The organism is Streptomyces sp. NBC_01304 (assembly GCF_035975855.1).
GTDB lineage: Bacteria > Actinomycetota > Actinomycetes > Streptomycetales > Streptomycetaceae > Streptomyces.
Window position 1 is genome coordinate 6,894,615 of sequence record NZ_CP109055.1, and the last position, 16,003, is coordinate 6,910,617.

14 protein-coding genes and 1 tRNA gene are annotated in these 16,003 nt (G+C 70.0%); 6 read left to right on the plus strand and 9 right to left on the minus strand.

The annotated features are described in order from the left end of the window. Nucleotides 1-13: 13 nt before the first annotated feature. Nucleotides 14-559, minus strand: a complete 546-nt coding sequence (locus OG430_RS30640) for a hypothetical protein (RefSeq protein ID WP_327355864.1) — start codon at nucleotides 557-559, stop codon at nucleotides 14-16. Between the two features lie 140 nt (nucleotides 560-699). Here OG430_RS30640 and OG430_RS30645 point away from each other — a divergent pair, with 140 nt between their 5' ends. The 3 genes from OG430_RS30645 to OG430_RS30655 all read left to right on the plus strand — a co-directional run bounded on the left by OG430_RS30645 (nucleotide 700) and on the right by OG430_RS30655 (nucleotide 4,931). Next, complete coding sequence (locus OG430_RS30645; protein WP_327355865.1) at nucleotides 700-1,395, plus strand: response regulator transcription factor; 696 nt, start codon at nucleotides 700-702, stop codon at nucleotides 1,393-1,395. Then, complete coding sequence (locus OG430_RS30650) at nucleotides 1,392-2,780, plus strand: HAMP domain-containing sensor histidine kinase (RefSeq protein WP_327355866.1); 1,389 nt, start codon at nucleotides 1,392-1,394, stop codon at nucleotides 2,778-2,780. The genes OG430_RS30645 and OG430_RS30650 overlap by 4 nt, the downstream gene beginning before the upstream one ends. Nucleotides 2,781-3,455: 675 nt before the next feature. Further along, complete coding sequence (locus OG430_RS30655; protein ID WP_327355867.1) at nucleotides 3,456-4,931, plus strand: cellulose binding domain-containing protein; 1,476 nt, start codon at nucleotides 3,456-3,458, stop codon at nucleotides 4,929-4,931. A gap of 125 nt (nucleotides 4,932-5,056) precedes the next feature. Here OG430_RS30655 and OG430_RS30660 read toward each other — a convergent pair whose 3' ends face one another. The 4 genes from OG430_RS30660 to OG430_RS30675 all read right to left on the minus strand — a co-directional run bounded on the left by OG430_RS30660 (nucleotide 5,057) and on the right by OG430_RS30675 (nucleotide 9,923). Then, nucleotides 5,057-6,547, minus strand: a complete 1,491-nt coding sequence (locus OG430_RS30660) for a GH1 family beta-glucosidase (RefSeq protein WP_327355868.1) — start codon at nucleotides 6,545-6,547, stop codon at nucleotides 5,057-5,059. A gap of 113 nt (nucleotides 6,548-6,660) precedes the next feature. Beyond that, nucleotides 6,661-7,473 carry a carbohydrate ABC transporter permease gene (locus tag OG430_RS30665; RefSeq protein WP_327359287.1) on the minus strand — a complete coding sequence of 271 codons (813 nt, stop codon included), beginning with the start codon at nucleotides 7,471-7,473 and terminating at the stop codon, nucleotides 6,661-6,663. A gap of 107 nt (nucleotides 7,474-7,580) precedes the next feature. Next, nucleotides 7,581-8,582: a carbohydrate ABC transporter permease gene (locus tag OG430_RS30670; RefSeq protein WP_327355869.1), complete on the minus strand. Its 1,002-nt coding sequence runs from the start codon at nucleotides 8,580-8,582 to the stop codon at nucleotides 7,581-7,583. Between the two features lie 30 nt (nucleotides 8,583-8,612). Then, a complete protein-coding gene (locus OG430_RS30675; protein WP_327355870.1) occupies nucleotides 8,613-9,923 on the minus strand; it encodes an ABC transporter substrate-binding protein in 1,311 nt (436 codons plus the stop codon). A gap of 337 nt (nucleotides 9,924-10,260) precedes the next feature. Here OG430_RS30675 and OG430_RS30680 point away from each other — a divergent pair, with 337 nt between their 5' ends. Next, nucleotides 10,261-11,325 carry a LacI family DNA-binding transcriptional regulator gene (locus OG430_RS30680; RefSeq protein ID WP_327355871.1) on the plus strand — a complete coding sequence of 355 codons (1,065 nt, stop codon included), beginning with the start codon at nucleotides 10,261-10,263 and terminating at the stop codon, nucleotides 11,323-11,325. Between the two features lie 69 nt (nucleotides 11,326-11,394). Here the strand turns inward: OG430_RS30680 and OG430_RS30685 are convergent. The 4 genes from OG430_RS30685 to OG430_RS30700 all read right to left on the minus strand — a co-directional run bounded on the left by OG430_RS30685 (nucleotide 11,395) and on the right by OG430_RS30700 (nucleotide 14,132). Further along, nucleotides 11,395-11,467 (minus strand) — tRNA-His (locus OG430_RS30685). Between the two features lie 117 nt (nucleotides 11,468-11,584). Beyond that, nucleotides 11,585-12,187 (minus strand): oligoribonuclease, encoded by a 603-nt coding sequence (orn, locus tag OG430_RS30690; protein WP_327355872.1) that lies wholly within the window; start codon nucleotides 12,185-12,187, stop codon nucleotides 11,585-11,587. A gap of 5 nt (nucleotides 12,188-12,192) precedes the next feature. Next, nucleotides 12,193-13,389 carry a helix-turn-helix domain-containing protein gene (locus tag OG430_RS30695; RefSeq protein ID WP_327355873.1) on the minus strand — a complete coding sequence of 399 codons (1,197 nt, stop codon included), beginning with the start codon at nucleotides 13,387-13,389 and terminating at the stop codon, nucleotides 12,193-12,195. Between the two features lie 425 nt (nucleotides 13,390-13,814). Then, the gene (locus OG430_RS30700; RefSeq protein ID WP_327355874.1) at nucleotides 13,815-14,132 is read right to left on the minus strand and encodes a hypothetical protein; all 318 of its coding nucleotides are present in this window, start codon (nucleotides 14,130-14,132) and stop codon (nucleotides 13,815-13,817) included. A gap of 571 nt (nucleotides 14,133-14,703) precedes the next feature. Here OG430_RS30700 and OG430_RS30705 point away from each other — a divergent pair. After that, nucleotides 14,704-15,225 (plus strand): universal stress protein, encoded by a 522-nt coding sequence (locus OG430_RS30705; RefSeq protein WP_327355875.1) that lies wholly within the window; start codon nucleotides 14,704-14,706, stop codon nucleotides 15,223-15,225. Nucleotides 15,226-15,404: 179 nt separating this feature from the next. Further along, a complete protein-coding gene (locus OG430_RS30710) occupies nucleotides 15,405-15,974 on the plus strand; it encodes a GPR1/FUN34/YaaH family transporter (RefSeq protein WP_327355877.1) in 570 nt (189 codons plus the stop codon). Nucleotides 15,975-16,003 lie beyond the last annotated feature (29 nt).

Genomic DNA, 16,003 nt, shown 5'->3' on the forward strand with positions numbered 1-16,003 from the left:
CGAAAAGTGCGCCCTACCGCTCGTCGATCTCGACCAGCGGCCTGTGGTCGTGCCAGGTGCAGAAGACGGAGATCTCACGGCTGCCCTGGGTGAAGGTCACCCGGATCCCGTCGGTCAGCTGCGGCGGCTTCCACACCTGCATCGTCCAGCCCGAGTTGGGCGTCGCGGAGACCAGCTCGGCCGAGCTGTTGCCGATGTCGAAGGCGACCCGGCCGCCCGCGACCGTATAGCTCTTGACGTTGCCCGTCGGTGTGGAACCCGCCGAGCTGCCGCCCGACTTGGGCGGAGTGCTCTTGCCGGAGGAGCCGCTGGACGGCTTGTCGCTGTCGCCCTTGTCGTCCTTGCCGGAGCCACCCGGCTTCGGGCGCCGCGTGGACGCCGACTGGGGCTCGGCCTCCTGAGGAGGCGTGCCGTCCTGGGCGATGCCCGCGATCGGCAGGGCGTGCGGCGGGTCGTAGGCCGTGCCCGACATCACCGTGTGCACACCCCACCAGGACAGCGTGACCGCCGCCCCTGTGGCGAGCGTCCACGCCATGCCGTGTACCAGTCCTCGTTGCATCGCGGGCCATACTGCACCATCCGTCGCACGCGTGTCCCGTGGGGACCGGCGCCCGCAGGGAAACTCCAGACGCGCCCCCGGCATCCCATCTGCCGTCCCGACCTGCACCCAGCTCCCCCGAATGGCGTACGGTGCCGCCCATGGCAAGTGTGCTCGTCGTTGAGGACGACCAGTTCGTACGCTCCGCCCTCATCCGGCATCTGACCGAGGCCTCCCACACCGTGCGGAGCGTCGGCACGGCCCTCGAGGCGCTGCGTGAGGTCGCCCATTTCCGCTTTGATGTCGTCATCCTCGACCTCGGTCTGCCCGACCTGGACGGGTCCGAGGCGCTCAAGATGCTGCGCGGCATCACCGATGTCCCCGTGATCATCGCCACCGCGCGGGACGACGAAGCCGAAATCGTCCGCCTCCTTAATGACGGCGCCGACGACTACCTCACCAAGCCCTTCTCGGTCGAGCACCTCTCCGCCCGCATGGCCGCCGTGCTGCGCCGCGCGGGCGCCGGCGGGGGAGCGGCCGAGGCGCCGCTGTCCCGGGTGATCCAGGTCGGCGGCCTCTCCATCGACCCGCTGCGCCGCCAGGCCCAGCTGGACGGCACCGCCCTCGACCTGACCCGGCGCGAGTTCGACCTGCTCGCCTTCCTGGCCGGACGCCCCGGCGTCGTCGTACCGCGCAAGGAACTCCTCGCCGAGGTGTGGCAGCAGTCGTACGGCGACGACCAGACCATCGACGTACATCTGTCGTGGCTCCGGCGGAAGTTGGGCGAAACGGCCGCAAAGCCGCGTTATCTGCACACGCTGCGCGGAGTCGGCGTCAAGCTGGAGCCCCCGCAGTGAGGTGGGCACTGGTCAAGGTGTGCCTCGCCGTGACCGTCATGGTCGTCGTGGCCTTCGCCATCCCGCTCGGCCTGGTCATCAAGGAGATGGCCAGCGACCGCGCCTTCTCCAACGCCGAGCGCCAGGCCGCCGCGATCGGCCCCACACTCTCCATCACCACCGACCGCAAACAGCTCGAGCGCGCCGTCGCCTCCACCCAGGCCGGCGCCGACGGCCGGATGGCCGTGCACATCCCCGCGTCCGACGGCCAGGAGCCCATCGAGGTCGGCCGCCGCCGGGCCGCGCAGGCCGACCTCGACAAGACCCGCAAGGTGGCCAGCCCCTCCATCGCGCAGGCCCCGGGCGGCAGCGCCCTGCTGCAGCCCACCGCGCTCGGCTCCGGCGCGATCGCGATCGTCGAGGTCTTCGTCCCCGAGGGCGAGGTCAGCAATGGCGTGGCCACGGCCTGGCTGGTCCTGGCCGGCGTCGGAGTCGCGCTGATCATCGGCTCCGTCGCGGTCGCCGACCGCCTCGGCGTACGCCTCATCCAGCCCGCCAAGCGCCTCGCGGGCGCCGCCCGCGCCCTGGGTGACGGCAAGCTCAACGCGCGCGTGCCCGAGGACGGACCGACCGAGCTCAAGCAGGCGGCCGTCGCCTTCAACTCGATGGCCGACCAGGTGGTCCAACTCCTCGCCAACGAACGCGAACTGGCAGCGGACCTCTCGCACCGCCTGCGCACCCCCCTCACCGTCCTGCGCCTCAACACCGCTTCCCTGGGCGACGGCCCCGCCGCCGACCAGACGCGGGCCGCGGTGGAGCAGCTGGAGGCGGAGGTCGACACGATCATCCGCACGGCCCGCGAGGCCAAACCCCAGCAGGTGTCCGGCAGCCCCGGAGTCGGCTGCGACGCGGCCGAGGTGATCCGCGAACGCATGGACTTCTGGTCGGCACTCGCCGAGGACGAGGCCCGCAAGGTCCGCGTCGCGGGCGTGGACCACCCCGTCCGCGTCCCCGTCGCCCGCCCCGACCTGATCGCCGCCCTCGACGCCCTCCTGGGCAACGTCTTCCGGCACACCCCGGAGGGCACCGCCTTCGCGGTCGACGTACACAGCGCCGAGGACGCCGTGATCGTCCTGGTCTCGGACGCGGGCGCCGGCATCCTCGACCCGGAGGCGGCCCTGGCCCGCGGCAGCGGCTCCGACCAGGCGGGCTCCACGGGCCTCGGCCTGGACATCGTCCGCCAGATGGCAGAGGCCACCGGCGGCGACGTACGCATCGGCCACTCGGTCCTCGGCGGCACCGAGATCCGCATCTGGATCCAACTCGACGCCCGCGTGCCCTCGGCGGGCCGCCGCCGCCACCGGGGCGCGGTACGCCGACGCAAGAAGACTTCCGCTTCGGCGTAGTCCGGTCTCCTCGCCGCACGGTCGGCATGGGGGCCACCCCCCACCGGCGATCAGCCGGGTACGCGCCTCACCACTGACCGGCAGCGCACGACGAACGAACGCGAGGGGTCGGGTCGGTAGGTGCGTGCTCGACGCATACCGGACCACCTGCAATTGCCCGCGGCGAGCACGTACCTACCGACACGGCCCCGCCTTGACCAACGGCGCTCAGCCACAACCGGGTCAGCAGGGGCTGGCCCCCAAAGCCCCGCCTGCCCCAAACCCAGCCCGTCCGGCGCCTGAGGACCGGGGGCCCGGGGGCAGAGCCCCCGCGACCTCAGCCGAACCGAACCCCGCCCCACCCGGCCAGGGACCCGCGACCTCAGCCGAACCGAACCCCGCCCCACCCGGCCAGGGACCCGCGACCTCAGCCGAACCGAACCCCGCCCCACCCGGCCAGGGACCCGCGACCTCAGCCGAACCGAACCCCGCCCCACCCGGCCAGGGACCCGCGACCTCAGCCGAACCGAACCCCGCCCCACCCGGCCAGGGACCCGCGACCTCAACCCAACCCGAGCCCCACCTTAAGCGCACCCTAAGATCCCCAACCCCCGCCCAGATCACGCGGATTGTCCGATTCCGCAAAGCTAACGTGCTGCCCGCACCCACCCCCGTACCAGCAGAGGCAGGCACGCGATGAGCAGTACGCACCGGCGCACGGTCAGCGGCAAGACCAAGGCGATAGGCGCGGTCGTCGCCGCGGCGACCGTCGGGGGTGCGGCCCTGCTGTTCACCGGCACCGCACAGGCCGCCGGCGCCGGAGCCGCGTACACCAAGGCCAGCGACTGGGCGGGTGGCTACACCGGCAAGTACGTGATCACGAACGACAGCGACAAGGCGCTCTCCGACTGGACGCTCGAGTTCGACCTCCCGGCCGGCACCAAGCTGAGCTCGCTCTGGAACGCCGAGTACACGCTCAAGGGCGGGCACGTCACCGTGAAGCCCGCGAGCTGGGACGGCGACCTCGCGGCCGGCAAGTCCGTGACCGTCGGCTTCGTCGCGTCGGGCGACGCCGACCCCACCGGCTGCCTGATCAACGACAACAAGTGCTCGGTCGACGAGGGCGCGACGCCGCAGCCGACCGGCCGCCCCACCGAGACCGCGAAGCCCTCCGCCGAGCCGAGCGCGACCGCGAAGCCCTCCGAGAAGCCGACCGAAACGGCGACGCCCACCGAGAAGCCGAGCGAGACGCCCGGCGGCGGATCCGGATCAGGCTCGTCCGGCACCGCGGGATTCGCGCCCTTCATCGACACGTCCCTGGCACCCGCGTACGACATGGTGGACACGGCCGCCAAGACGGGCGTGAAGGAGTTCAACCTCGCCTTCATCACCTCGGGCGGCAGCTGCGCCCCGCTGTGGGGCGGAACCGGGGCCCTGAACGACGACAAGGTGGCCGCCCAGATCGGCGACCTGCGCGCCAAGGGCGGCGACGTACGCGTGTCCTTCGGCGGCGCGGCCGGCTCGGAGCTCGCGCTGAACTGCTCCTCGGCGGACGACCTGGCGAAGGCGTACGGCAAGGTCGTGGACGCGTACAAGCTGACCAAGGTCGACTTCGACATCGAGGGCGGCGCGCTGCCGGACGCCGCGGCCAACACCAAGCGGGCGAAGGCGATCGCGGCGCTGCAGAAGGAACACCCGGGCCTGGACGTCTCGTTCACGCTGCCGGTGATGCCCGAGGGCCTCACTCAGCCGGGCGTCGACCTGCTCGCGGACGCCAAGAAGAACGGCGTGAAGACCTCCGCCGTGAACATCATGGCGATGGACTACGGCCCGTCCTACAGCGGCGACATGGGCGAGTACGCGATCAAGGCGGCCACCGCCACGCAGGCCCAGATCAAGGGCGTCCTCGGCCTGTCCGACTCCGCCGCCTGGAAGGCCGTCGCGGTCACCCCGATGATCGGCGTCAACGACGTCACGACCGAGGTCTTCAAGGTCGACGACGCGACGCAGCTGGTGAAGTTCGCGCAGGACAAGGGCCTCGGCTGGCTGTCGATGTGGTCCTCGACCCGTGACAAGGCCTGCGAGGGCGGCTCCACCCAGGTCTCCCCGACCTGCAGCTCGATCTCGCAGGACCCGCTGGCGTTCACGAAGGCGTTCGGCGCGTACAAGTAAGCAGGGCCTGAACCCCGAGCCACTGCCATCCCCCACAGCGTGCCCCGACCGGAACTCCCCCCACTCCGGTCGGGGCACGCGCACGTACGTACCGGCGAATGAGCACCTGCGTACGTACCCGCCAACTACCCCTGAAACTCACCCAGTTCGCCGGTCGCGGCAACCCCCGCGTACCACCGCGCACTCGACTTCGGAGTCCGCGCCTGCGTCTCGTAGTCGACGTACACCGCACCGAACCGCTTGCCGTAGCCGTACGCCCACTCGAAGTTGTCCATCAGCGACCAGAGGTAGTACCCGCGCACGTCCGCGCCATCGGCGACGGCCCGGTGGACGGCGGCCAGGTGGGCGTGCAGATAGGCGATGCGCTCGGGGTCGTGGACGGTGCCGTCGGGGTCCGGCTTGTCGTCGTAGGCGGCGCCGTTCTCGGTGACGTACAACGGCAGCCCCGGCACCTCGCGCGCGTACCGCATGATCAGCTCGTGCAGCCCGCCCGGATCGATGGTCCACCCCATCTCGGTGCGCTCGCCCGGAGTCTGGTGGAACGCGATGTCGCCCGCGCCCGGCCACGGCGAGTGGTCGCTGGCGCCGTGCCCGTCCGCGCGGGGACCGGCGGGCGCGGAGGGCGCGGCCGAGACAAGTGCCGGTGTGTAGTAGTTGAGGCCGAGGAAGTCCAGCGGCTGGTGGATCGCGCGCAGATCGCCCTCCTGGACGTGCCCCCAGTCGGTGACCCGGGCCGTCTGCTCGAACAGGCCCGCCGGGTAGGCGCCGTGCAGCAGGGGGCCGTGGAAGACGCCGTTGGCGAGGTTGTCGATACGACGCACCGCGTCCAGGTCCTCGGCAGATTCCGAAACCGCCCTGATCACCGAGGAGTTGAGGCTGACGCCGACCCGGTTGCGCTTCGGCATGGCCGCGCGCAGGGCGCTCGCGCCGAGGCCGTGGGCGAGATTGAGGTGGTGGGCGGCGCGCAGGGCCGCCGCCGGGTCGGTCCGGCCCGGGGCGTGCACCCCCGACCCGTAGCCGAGGAAGGCGCTGCACCAGGGCTCGTTGAGGGTGGTCCACAGCTGCACCCGGTCGCCGAGCGCCGCGCCGACGATCCCCGCGTACTCGGCGAAGCGGTACGCGGTGTCCCGCTCGGGCCAGCCGCCCGCGTTCTCCAACTCCTGGGGCAGATCCCAGTGGTAGAGGGTGAGCGAGGGGGTGATGCCCCGGTCGAGGAGCTCGTCGACGAGCCGCCGGTAGAAGTCCAGGCCGCGCTGGACGGCGGGGCCGCGCCCGGTGGGCTGCACCCGGGTCCAGGCGACGGAGAAGCGGTACGAGGTCAGGCCGAGGTCGGCCATCAGCGCGACGTCGTCGCGGTAGCGGTGATAGTGCTCGACCGCGACATCCCCGGTGTCACCCCCCTCCGTCCTGCCCGGCGTATGACTGAAGGTGTCCCAGATGGACGGCGTACGGCCGTCCTCGCGTACGGCCCCTTCGATCTGGTACGCGGACGTGGCCGCGCCCCACAGGAAGTCGGCCGGAAAGGCGAGGGGCCCGGTCGAAATGGCCTCAGGCGCAAGGGATTCAGGCGCAAGGGATGCAGACGTAAGGGACTCAGGCGTAATGGGTTCAGGCATGGAAGCGCTCCCATGAGACGGTAAATGGGGGAGGGGAGACAGACGGAGCGGGCAGTCGGGCGGGGCCGGAGCGACAGCGGCCCGGCCCCGCGTGCGCGAAGGGCGCGAAGGGCTCAGCCCTTGACCGCGCCCTGCATGATGCCGCTCACGATCTGCTTGCCGAACAGGATGAACGCGAAGAGCAGCGGCAGCGTGCCGAGCAGCGCGCCCGCCATGATCACTGCCCGGTCCGGGATGTAGCCCGTGCCGAGGGAGTTGAGCGCCACCTGCACGGTCGGGTTCGACTGGTTGAGGGCGATGATCGGCCAGAGGAAGTCGTTCCAGGCGAACACGAACGTGAGCAGCCCGAGCACGGCCATGGCCGGCCGCGCCGCCGGGAAGACCACGTGCCAGATGATGCGCAGACTGCTGGCACCGTCCATCCGGGCCGCCTCGATGAGCTCGGTGGGCAGCGCCTGCACCAGGTACTGCCGCATGAAGAACACACCGAAGGCGCTGACGAACGTCGGCAGGATCACCGACTGGAGCTGGTTGGTCCACTGCAGGTCGGCCATCCACAGATACAGCGGTACGACGCTGAGCTGCGGCGGCACCATCATCGTGCCGATGGTCAGCAGGAGCAGCGCGCCGCGCATCCTGAACTTCAGCTTGGCGAAGGCGAATCCGGCGACGGTGGAGAACAGGACCGTGCCGAAGGTGATGGTGCTCGCCACGATGGTCGTGTTGAGCATCGCGTCGCCGAGGCTCGCCTCCGTCCAGGCCCGCTCGAGGTTCTTGAAGATGTTCCCGCCGAACCACAGGGGTGGCGGTGTCTGGGCGAGCCGTCCGCTCGTACGCGAGGCGGCGATCGCCGTCCACACCAGCGGCGCCAGCGAGATGGCGGTGAACAGGGCGAGCACGGCATAGGTGACGGGCCCCGCGTGCATCGTGCGGCCTGCCTTCAGGCCCGTACGGCGGTCGGCCTTCAGGCCCGTACGGCGGTCGGCCTTCAGGCCCGTACGGCGGTCGGCCTTCAGGCCCGTGGGGCGGGACTTCACCGGTCCCTCCTCAGACGTCGGGCGATCAGGAGATTGACCGCGGCGATGAGCAGCAGGATCGCCAGCATCAGCCAGGCGACGGCCGAGGCCCGCCCCAGATGGCCGTTGATCCAGCCCTGGTCGTACAGATAGAGGCCCAGGGTCTGGAACTGGTGGGCCGCGCCGCCCTTGGACCCGGACGTGCCGCCGAACAGCAGTGGCTCGCCGAAGAGTTGGGTGGCCCCGATGGTCGACACGACCACGGTGAACAGGATCGTCGGGCGCAGCATCGGCACGGTCACGTGCCGGAACTGCTGCCAGCGCGAGGCCCCGTCGAGCGCGGCCGACTCGTACAGGTCGTGCGGCACGGCCTGCATCGCGGCCAGATAGATCAGCGCGTTGTACCCGGTCCACCGCCAGATGACGATCGAGGACACCGCGAACTGTGAACCCCAGGTGGATTCACGCCAGTTGATCGGATCGACGCCGACCTGGCCGATCAGCCAGTTGACCATGCCGCCGTCCCACGAGTACAGCAGCGTGAAGACCAGCGTGGCACTGGCCACGGAGGTTGCGTACGGAGTGAGCATCGCGACCCGCCACAGAGTGGAGCCGCGCAGCTTGTAGTTGAGCAGATGGGCGATGCCGAGCGCGATGGCGAGCTGGGGGACGGTGGAGATCACACCGATGGTGAAGGTGTTGCCAAGGGCGTTCCAGAAGTAGTCGCTCCCCAGCAGGTTGCGGTAGTTCTCCAGGCCCAGCCAGGTGCCGCCGTCGAGGTTGGTCAGCTCCAGGCGGTGCAGCGAGGCCCAGCCGGTGTAGAGCAGCGGGAACAGGCCGAAGGCGCCGAAGAAGACGAAGAACGGAGCGACGAACAGGTACGGCGACGCCTTTATGTCCCAGCGGTACAGACGGCTGCGCCACGAGGGCGTGGCGGCCTTGCGGCTCTTCGATGCGGCCGGGGCCGCGTCCCCCGCACCGGGGGACGCGGTCTCGGCGTACTCAGCAGTCTCGGACATGGGCGTCCTCAGCGGTCTCGGACATGGGTGTCACTGTCCCAGAACATCCTTGATCTCCTCCTGGGCCGCCTCCCAGCCCTCCTCGGGAGTCTTGCCCTGCTGCTCCACCTGGAGCACACCGATGTCCGTGATGGACTGGCCGATCTGGGCGTCCTTGATGCCATAGATGGCAGAGGGGATGTCCTTCGCGATGCCGGCGAAGAGCTCGGTGATGGGGGCGTTGTTGAAGTACGCGGACGTCGCGGCCGAAGGCTTCAGCTTGTCGTAGACCGACGGCGTGGACGGGAAGCTGGCCTGCTTGGCGAAGACCTTCGCGAGCTGCTCGGGCTGGGTGAGCCAGACGGCGAGCTCGGTCGCCTCCTTCTTGTGCTTGCCCGCGCTCGGCACGCCGAGGAAGGTGCCGCCCCAGTTGCCGGCGGTGGGCGCCTTGGCCATGTCCCACTGGCCCTTGCCGCTCGGGCCGGTCTTCTCCTGGATGTAGCCGGCCATCCAGGCGGGGCAGGACACCGTGGCGAACTTGGCGTTGGCGAAGCCCGAGTCCCAAGTCGGGTCGAACTGCTTGAGCTTGGCGGACATGTCGCCCTGCGCGACCTTCATCGCGGTGTCCCAGGCGTCCTTGCGGCCCTGGCTCTCCTCGTAGATCTCCTTGCCGCTCTTGTCGTAGTAGCGCTCGGTGGCGCCGGCGAAGACGGAGTTGTAGACGCTGGAGGCGGAGTCGACGAACTTGGTGCCCTTGGGCGCCTTCTTCATGTACTTCTCGCCGAGCGCGACGTACTTGTCCCAGTCGCCGGCCCACGCCTTGGCGAGCTCCTCGCGGTCGGTGGGCAGCCCGGCCTTCTTCAAGAGGTCCTTGCGGTAACAGAGCGCCGTGGGGCCGATGTCGACGCCGAGCCCGACCGTCTTGCCGTCCTCGGTCGTGGCCTGCGCCCACTTCCAGTCGAGGTAGGTGTCCTTGGAGACGCCCTTGGCCTTGCTCAGGTCCTCGAACTTGGCGGCCTGGGTCTGCACGACCTCGGTGATGTTGCTGACCTCTATGGCCGCGACGTCGTTGACACCGGCGCCGGACTGCAGCTGGGTGAGGAGCTTCGGGTAGTAGAGGTCGTTCCGCTCGATGACGTTCTCTTTGATCTTGATGTTCGGGTGCGCCTTCTCGTACTCCTCGTAGAGCCCTGCCTGCTTCAGGCCCAGCACACCGAACGTGCCCACATTGAGCGTGATCTTTCCGTCGCTGCCACCCGAGCCGTCGTCGTCGCTGGAGCAAGCGGTCAGCAGGCCTGTGGCCAGCGTGGTCACGGCCGCCAAGGCCACCAGTCGCCGGGACCGGCGGGAACTCGTGCGCATTGCGTCCTCCTGATTGCCTGATGTGCCGGCCCCCCGGCCAACTCCACTGCTGGGCCCGTCGGTTCACTCTGCGGCTCGGGCGGGGAACGTGCGGGATGTGTATGCGTCAGGTACTGTGGGAGCGCTCCCATAGGTGATGAGTTGAAGAGTCGCCGTTCGCTGCGGGGGTGTCAAGGGACCGGACAGTGCGCCCTGTCCTCAGTTATCGGCCTGTTATGGGGAATGCTGTGACGGCCGGCCCCGTGCGGATCGCGTACGGCTGCGGGGGTCGGTGCCCGAGGCCGGAAAAGATCAGACTGTTAGATTCCTGGCCCAAGGACGTGACGGGAGGCCGGTCATGGCAGCTCACTCGGGGCGCAGCCGCAGCGGCGGACGGCCGACGCTGGAGCAGGTCGCCGCGCGGGCGGGCGTGGGCCGGGGCACGGTCTCCCGCGTCATCAACGGATCGCCGCGGGTGAGTGAGGCGACCCGGGCGGCGGTGGAGGCCGCGGTCACGGAGCTCGGCTATGTGCCGAACACGGCGGCCCGCGCCCTCGCGGCCAACCGTACGGACGCGATCGCGCTCGTGGTGCCCGAGCCGGAGACCCGCTTCTTCGCCGAGCCGTACTTCTCGGACGTCCTGCGCGGCGTCGGCGCGGAGCTCGGCGAGACGGAGATGCAACTGCTGCTGATCTTCGCGGGCAGTGACCGGGAGCGGCAGCGCCTTGCCCAGTATCTGGCGGCGCACCGCGTGGACGGGGTGCTCCTGGTCTCCGTGCACGCCAACGATCCGCTGCCCGATCTGCTGGCCCAGCTGGAGATCCCGGCCGTGATCTCGGGCCGCCGCGGTGCCGTCGAGCCGCTCCCCTCGGTCGACTCCGACAACTTCGCCGGGGCGCGGTCCGCCGTCGAGCACCTGCTGGCGCGCGGCCGCACGGTGATAGCCACGATCACGGGCCGGCTCGATGTGTACGGAGCCCAGCGCCGCCTCGACGGCTACCGCGAGGCGCTGACCGAGGCGGGCCACACGGTGGACGAGGGGCTGATCGAGCCGGGCGACTTCACGGAGGAGGGCGGCCGGCGCGCGATGCTGGAGCTCCTTCGCCGCCGCCCGGACCTCGACGCGGTCTTCGCGGGCTCGGACGTGATGGCGGCGGGCGCGCGGCAGGTGCTGCGGGAGGCGGGGCGCCGGATACCCGACGACGTGGCCCTGGTCGGCTATGACGACTCGGCGATCGCCCGCCACATGGATCCGCCGCTGACCAGCGTCCGCCAGCCGATCGAGGAGATGGGCCGCGCGATGACGGGACTGCTCCTCAAGGAGATCGCGGAGGTCTCGGCGGGCCGCACGGCGGCGGCCCGCCGCCCGGACCGGCGCCAGCTCGTCCTGCCGGCGGAGCTGGTGGTGCGGGCGTCTTCGTAGGTGCGGCTCCGGGGCCCCGACAAACGAAAGGGGCCCCGGTTCCGAAGAACCGGGGCCCGAATCGATCAGGGTGAGTGACGGGACTTGAACCCGCGGCCACCTGGACCACAACCAGGTGCTCTACCAACTGAGCTACACCCACCATGTCCGGTCGTTTTTCTGACCGGCCGAGAAAAAGTGTACAGGGTCCGAGCGGGTGCTCGCGCCCACCTTTTTCCCGGGCCCGCAGGGGCCCTGAGCAGGGGGTCCTGTGCAGGGTCTATTCGGCGGGCAGGACGTACTTGGCCGCGATGGTCCGCGCGGTCTCGGAGTCGGGGCCGGGCTGCGGGACGAAGATCGCCTCGCGGTAGTAGCGCAGCTCGGCGATGGATTCGCGGATGTCGGCGAGCGCCCGGTGGTTGCCGTTCTTCTCCGGGCTGTTGAAGTACGCGCGCGGGTACCAGCGCCGCGACAGCTCCTTGATCGAGGAGACGTCCACGATGCGGTAGTGCATGTAGTCCTCGAGCGTCGGCATGTCCCGCAGCAGGAAGCCGCGGTCGGTGCCGACCGAGTTTCCGCACAGCGGGGCCTTGCCGGGCTCTTTGACGTGTTCACGTACGTACGCCAGGACCTGCTCCTCCGCGGTGGCGAGCGTGGTGCCCCCCGCCAGCTCCTCGAGGAGGCCCGAGGCGGTGTGCATGTTGCGCACCACCTCGGGCATCGTCTCCAGCGCAGCGTCCGGAGGGCGGATCACGATGTCCACGCCTTCGCCGAGCACGTTCAGTTCCGAGTCGGTGACCAGTGCGGCCACCTCGATGAGTGCGTCGTCCGTCAACGAGAGCCCGGTCATCTCGCAGTCGATCCACACCATGCGATCGTTCATGCGTCTCAGCCTACGGGGCGTTCCCGCTGGCCGGGGAGCGTCGCGCGGGTGTGGGCGTACGCATCGGAGCTGGGCTTGCCCGGTTCGGTGGGGGCGGTGGCCCCCGCCAGACCGAGCGAGGAGGCTGCCGCGGCCCGCCGCGACGGCACCGGAAGTGGGTCTTCCGGCTCTGCCGGGCGCTCGCTCTGCGGTCTGCGGGCGCGGTAGGCCGCCCGGTAGGCCGCGGGTGAGGAGCCGAGCTGGCGGCGGAAGTGCCCGCGCAGCGCGACCGGCGAACGGAAGCCGCAGCGGCCCGCGACCTCGTCCACCGAGTACTCCGACGTCTCCAGGAGCCGCTGGGCCTGCAGCACCCGCTGGGTGATGAGCCACTGCAGTGGTGCGCTGCCGGTGAGCGAGCGGAACCTGCGGTCGAAGGTCCGTCTGCTCATGTAGGCGCGCGCGGCCAGCGTCTCCACGTCGAACTGTTCGTGTAAATGCTCGAGCGCCCACGCCACGACCTCCGCGAGGGGGTCGGCACCGATCTCCTCGGGAAGCGACCGGTCGAGGTAGCGCTCCTGTCCGCCGGACCGACGCGGTGGTACGACGAGCCGGCGGGCCAGTGCCCCGGCCGCCTCGCTGCCGTGGTCGGTGCGCACGATGTGCAGGCACAGGTCGATGCCCGCGGCCGTGCCGGCCGACGTCAGGACGTCACCGTCGTCCACGAACAGCTCGCGTGGATCGACGTGCACGGATGGATAGCGCTTGGCCAGCGTCGGCGCGTACATCCAGTGGGTGGTGGCGGGCCTGCCGTCCAGCAGGCCGGCCGCCGCGAGTACGAACGCGCCGGTGCACAGCCCGACGATGCGGGCCCCCTCCTCATGTGCGCGGCGCAGTGCGTCGAGCGCCTCCTCCGGCGGTGGAGAGGTGATCGAGCGCCAGGCCGGCACCACCACGGTGCCCGCTCGCGCTATCGCCTCCAGGCCGTAGGGCGCGGTGAGTTCGAGCCCCCCTGTGGTCCGCAGCGGGCCGTCCTCGCCCGCGCAGACAAGAAGGCGGTACCGGGGAACCCCGGCATCCTGTCGGTCAACTCCGAATACGGAGAGCGGTATCGAGCTCTCGAAGATGGGCCCGCCGCTGAACAGCAGCACGGCGACGATTTCCCTGCGACGCCGACCCGAGAGCTTGCGCGCGCCTTCCAACGCGGCTGCGGAGTCGTGGCTCATGCGGCTAAGCCCCCCTCGGTGGTCGCGGTGCCCCCGGCGCTGTCCTGCTGGGTCGTGTGCTTCTGCACTTCTCTTCTGAAAGTCACAGCCCCTCGGTCCTGCACAAGTCCCCCGCCCAGACGGTCATGATCGAATCTACTGTGTCCCGTGGTGCCGACGTGACCAGTTCAGCACCCGCTAGAAAGTCGACATGGCAACTTGGCGTGAAGCATTCGATCACGAAGCGTTGCACTCAAGGGCGTTGCTGGGAAGTACGCCTTTGGCCCATGGCCGGTCCCCGTAGGGTGCAGACGCCCCCCGCTGGGCTTTCTGCCCTGGTGGACAGGGGGTTGATGGGTGTCCGGGCCAAGAGGTGCATGCCCCAAGCACTTTGGCTGAAAAGTGCCGGGAGCGTGCAGCCGATTCGAGTCAGCCCCCGGTGTATTTCAAGCCGAGTGCCGGCCGCCCCGATGCGCCCCCGAGCCCGTCCTGCCGCGCCGGCCACGACGGATGCCGTCGTCCGGCCCGTGGGTGTCGCCGCCCTGTGCTGGGACGCCGCCGCCCTGCGCGGGAACGCCGTTGTCCCGCAGCCGCTGCCGGGCCGCCCCGCGTTCCGACTGGCGAAGCAGCACACGGCACACCCCTGTCACCGCCGCGAGCCCGAGCGCCGCCCAGGCGGCCCCGCCGAACGAGGTGCCGTACACGACGAGGACGACCGGTACCAGGACGCAGCTGAAGGCGGCCCAGCCCACCACGTCGCCCACCGCGTGACCCGTCGGCGGCTCCGGGGCGGCCGGGGTCTCCTGGGCCCGTGTGAGGGAGCCAGAAGAATAAAGGTCAATCGGTTTTTGAGCCGCACTCCACCGTTGCTCGGGCGGCGCCCATCCCTCCCGGCGGCGTCCGGCGCCCGGTGGCGGCTGGGAAGGGGGGTTCGGGGGTGAGTTCGGGGGCGCGGGCGACGGTCCGGGCACGGCGTTGCTCCCTGCGGCTGGAGATTCGCAAGTTCAACGCTTGCGGGCGCGGGCGGTCACTGGCGTACAGAGTTGACAGTCACTGTCGTACGTAGTTGAAGAGCGGAAGACCGTTACAAGGGCAAAAGGCTGTACAGGGCAGCAACCGTTGCCATACGGGGCGCGCTCGTGCATGCTCCCTGGAACGCCGTGGGTGAACCCCCGCGGACCTGGGCAGGAGAGGAGTGTCGCCGTACCCTTGGGGGTATGGGGTTGGGAAGATGATTCCCGGACACGCTCCACCCCTCAGCGCCACTCTGCCCGAGAAAATCTGCCCGAGAAAAGTCGTCCCTCGCACAGAGGACTTCCTTCAGCCGAGACACACATGGCCGGTCACGAATTCTTCGAACCCGCGGACCGCAAGCGGCAGGTCGCCGATCCGACGACCCCCCTGGCGGCGGAAGAGACACGTCAGTCCTGCGATCCCGCCTTCAAGCACGGGGTTGTCGTCGGCTTCGACGGCTCCAACTCCAGTGAGCGGGCCCTCGCGTACGCCATCGGCATGGCGGGCCGTTCCGGCTCGGGCCTGATCATCGTGCATGTGGCCAACCGGCTGCCCACCACGGTCTGGGCGGGCTGCGAACCCCCTGTCTTCGTCGACGTACCCGACCATCGCACCGAGGTCCTCGGACTCGAACTCGCCTGCGCCGAGTACCTCTGCGACGTCCCCTGGATCCTCGTCGAGCGCGGCGGCGACATCTGCCACGAGCTCGAAGAGGTCGGCAAGGAGTACGAGGCGGACGCGATCGTCGTCGGCTCCACGCACGGCATCGTCGGCCGGATCTTCGGCTCCGTCGCGGGACGGCTCGCGCGCCGCGCTCAGCGCCCCGTCGTTGTCATTCCGTAACCCCGCGTTGTCCCAGGTGAGATGGGACCGCCGACAGGTCAACTCCCGCTTGACGGCGCATAAATCTACTCGCGCGTAGAGGTGGTTTGTGCCCTTGTGAAGGGTACATAAGGCTCGCTGGCACAACCGCATGGCCCAGCACCACCATGCAGCACAACTGCACATGAAGGGAGCCCGCCGTGGACAAGGACGTCTCTGCGGGAAGCACCACATCAACCCTCGGATCACTGGCCCTCGGCCTCACCCTGCTGGCCTTCGGGCTCGGTCACACCGATGTGATCGACGGCGTGACGGCGGCGGACGCGGTCTCGATCGCGACCTTCGTCGGCGGGATCGCGCTGTTCATCGCGGGGCTCTTCGCCTTCCGCGACAACGACTCATTCACCGGCACGGCCTTCGCGGGCCTGGCCGCCTTCTGGTTCACCTGGGGCGTCACGGCGGAGGCCGGCGTCTCGAAGAACGCGGCGGGCCTGTTCCTGCTGCTCTTCGCGCTCCTCGCGCTCAGCCTGACCCTGGGGGCAGCCGGCGGCGGTCTGCTCTCGCAGGGTGGGTACGGCCTGCTGTTCGTCTCGCTGCTGCTGCTCGCCATCGGGACGTTCGGCGAGAGCGACGGGCTCGCCAAGGTCGGCGGCTGGTTCGCGGTGGCCGCGGGTGCGTTCGCCTGGTACGGAGCCACGGCGTCCCTGGCCAATTGGCCCACGGCGCTTCCTGGTCGAGCTGCGGGCCGGGGGGTGACGGCCGCCGGCTGAGCAGCCATCAAGGGCCCGGGGTAATGGGC